The sequence below is a fragment of the Methylacidimicrobium tartarophylax genome, from assembly GCF_902143375.2.
In the GTDB taxonomy this organism is placed as follows: Bacteria; Verrucomicrobiota; Verrucomicrobiia; order Methylacidiphilales; family Methylacidiphilaceae; genus Methylacidimicrobium; species Methylacidimicrobium tartarophylax.
Genome location: NZ_CABFVA020000055.1, coordinates 1 through 2,418 on the forward strand (window position 1 = coordinate 1; position 2,418 = coordinate 2,418).

Consider the following 2,418-nt stretch of genomic DNA (forward strand, 5'->3'; position numbering starts at 1 on the left):
CGGCCGCCGGTGCGGCGGCTCAACCCCGATGAAGCCTCCCGAGTCGTCCTTGCCGCACTGGGACTGGGGACAGGGATTCGTGCAAAAAGCCCTTCTCCGCTTCTTTCGCATCGCGGTCGCTGCAGCGTTCAATCTCATCATTCTCCTCCTGCTCCTCGGCCTAGGGGTCGAAATCGCCCGGAGCCTTTGGGAGCTCGCTCCCACCCTGATCGGATCGGGCCAGGGATGGAGCTTTCGGGATCTGGTCGGCAGAACGCTTTCCCTCGTCGTGCTCCTCGAGCTGTTGCGCGCCTTCGTCGAATACTTCCAGTTCGACCGGATCCGGCTTCACGTCCTCTTGGAAGCCGCGGCAGCCTTCGTCCTGCGGGAGTTGATGCTCTCGCTCTTCGATGAGAAGATCTCCGGCATCAACGTCCTGATCTGGAGTGTCGCGGTCGTCGTCCTCGTCCTGGGACGGACCATCGCCCTCTTGTCCCCTCCGACTCCCGGGGCACTCCCGAAGCGGCGACTCCCCGGGATCCTGTCGAAGGAACCGGAGGAGGTCCAGTCGCCACCCGCTTAGCCTGCCTGTCTCACAAGTTCGTACCCGAGGCGCGGCGGATAGGCCTGGATGCAAGTCCCAACGAAGCAGACGGGTCCATGGCGCAAGCCGCAGGAGAACGCTTGGGAGACAGGCCGGCTAGCAGATTCGGGGGAGCTGCTCTCCGGGGAGGAGAGGAAGCGGGCGCTTGCCGCCAATCGCACTCCGGAGGAGCACCTTGCCCGGATGCTCTTCGCCCACTGTGCCGATAGCCGCGGCCTTGGGCCAACCGCTATGCCTAAGCTCGGTGAGGGCCTCTTCCGCGATTTCCGGAGCCACGAGGGCGACGAACCGGCCCTCGTTCGCCACGTAGAGGGGGTCTAAGCCGAGGATCTCGCAGGCCGAGCCGACCTCTTCGTCCACGGGGATGCGCGCCTCGTCGACCTCGATCCCTTTGGATCCCTGCTGGGCGGCCTCCGCCAGCACGGTGGCCAATCCGCCTCGCGTCGCATCCCGAAGAAAGTGGACCCGGGTTCCGAACCGGTCGAGCAGGCGAACCACGGATTGATGGAGGGGGGCGGTGTCGCTTTCGATGCTCGATTCGAAGGCGAATCCTTCCCGAACGGAGAGGATAGCGATGCCATGGGCGCCCACGGGCCCATTGAGGAGGATCTGGTCCCCCGGGCGGATCCGCCGGGCCGAGACGGCGGCCTGCGGATGGAGATCCCCCACCCCGGTCGCATGGAGGAAGATCCGGTCGCCCTTGCCCCGCTCGACGACCTTGGTGTCTCCGGTCACGATCGCCACCGAGCAGCGATCGGCCGCCTCCCGGACCGAGCAGAGCACCTTCCAGAGGTCGAGGACGGGCAGCCCCTCCTCCAGGATCAGGCCGAGTGCGAGATAGCGCGGATAGGCGCCGCACATCGCCAGATCGTTCACCGTCCCGTGGACCGCCAGCCGTCCGATATCTCCGCCGGGGAAGAAGATCGGCGACACGACGAAGCTGTCGGTCGTGATCGCGATGCGCCCTCCGGTGCTCACCACCGCCCCGTCGTGGCGCTCGGAGAGCGCCGGGTTGGCAAAGAGTCCGAAGAGGGGCTCGAGGAGCTTTTGCATCAGGATCCCGCCGCTCCCATGGCCCAGCTGGATTTCGGAGAAGTCGAGCTTCGGCAGAGGACAGGCCATCGCGGTGGGGAGAGGGTTCATGGATGGGCCGCGGTGGGCTCCGCCGGCGCGTCGTCGACCGCACCCGCCCAGAAATGAAAGTAGGCGGCGCAAGCGCCCTCGGAGGAGACCATGGGAGCCCCTTGGGGCGTGCTCGGAGTGCACTCCTTGCCGAAGAGGGGGCATTGGGGCGGCTTGAGAACGCCTTTGAGGATCCGGCCGGCCTGACACCCGCTCTCTTCCCGGCTCTCCCCCGAGTCGAGGAGAAACTTCCGGCTCGCATCGAACGCCCTCCACTCGGGCCGCAGATCGAGCCCGCTCCCGGGAATCGTTCCCATGCCCCTCCATTCCCGATCGACCTTCTCGAAGATCTTCGCGAGAAGGGCCCGAGCCTGGGGGTTCCCTTCCCGCCGAACCACCCGCCCGTAGGCGTTCTCGACCGCCGCCCTTCCTTCTTCCAGAAGTCCAACCAGTTGGAGGATCCCCTGAAGCAGATCCAGAGGCTCGAAACCGGTGACCACGATCGGAAGCCCGTGACGCGCGGCCAGCGGCTCATATTCCTCGTAGCCCATCACCGTGCAGACGTGGCCCGCCGCCAGGAAGCCGTCGATCCGGCACTCGGGATCCGCCAGCAGAGCCTCCATCGCGGGCGGAACCAGCACATGGGCCGAGAGGAGAGAAAAGTTCGTCAACCCCTCCCGCGCCGCGTGCGCGACCGCCAGCCCGTTGGCGGG

At 66.5% G+C, this 2,418-nt stretch carries 3 protein-coding genes; 1 reads left to right on the forward strand and 2 read right to left on the reverse strand.

What is annotated here, in order from left to right:
• On the forward strand, window positions 1–562 hold a 562-nt coding region (locus MAMT_RS05105), incomplete at its 5' end, for a phosphate-starvation-inducible PsiE family protein (RefSeq protein WP_342799822.1).
• A gap of 117 nt (window positions 563–679) precedes the next feature.
• Here MAMT_RS05105 and hypE read toward each other — a convergent pair.
• Window positions 680–1,726 carry a hydrogenase expression/formation protein HypE gene (gene hypE / locus MAMT_RS05110; protein WP_142659928.1) on the reverse strand — a complete coding sequence of 349 codons (1,047 nt, stop codon included), beginning with the start codon at window positions 1,724–1,726 and terminating at the stop codon, window positions 680–682.
• Window positions 1,723–2,418 (reverse strand): hydrogenase formation protein HypD (hypD, locus tag MAMT_RS05115; RefSeq protein WP_142659929.1); only part of this gene is annotated, 696 nt, incomplete at its 5' end. The genes hypE and hypD, both read right to left, overlap by 4 nt.

Coding starts and splice junctions, on each gene's coding strand:
- hypE (WP_142659928.1), bottom strand. CDS start 1,726: ATGAACCCTCTCCCCACCGCGATGGCCTGTCCTCTGCCGAAGCTCGAC.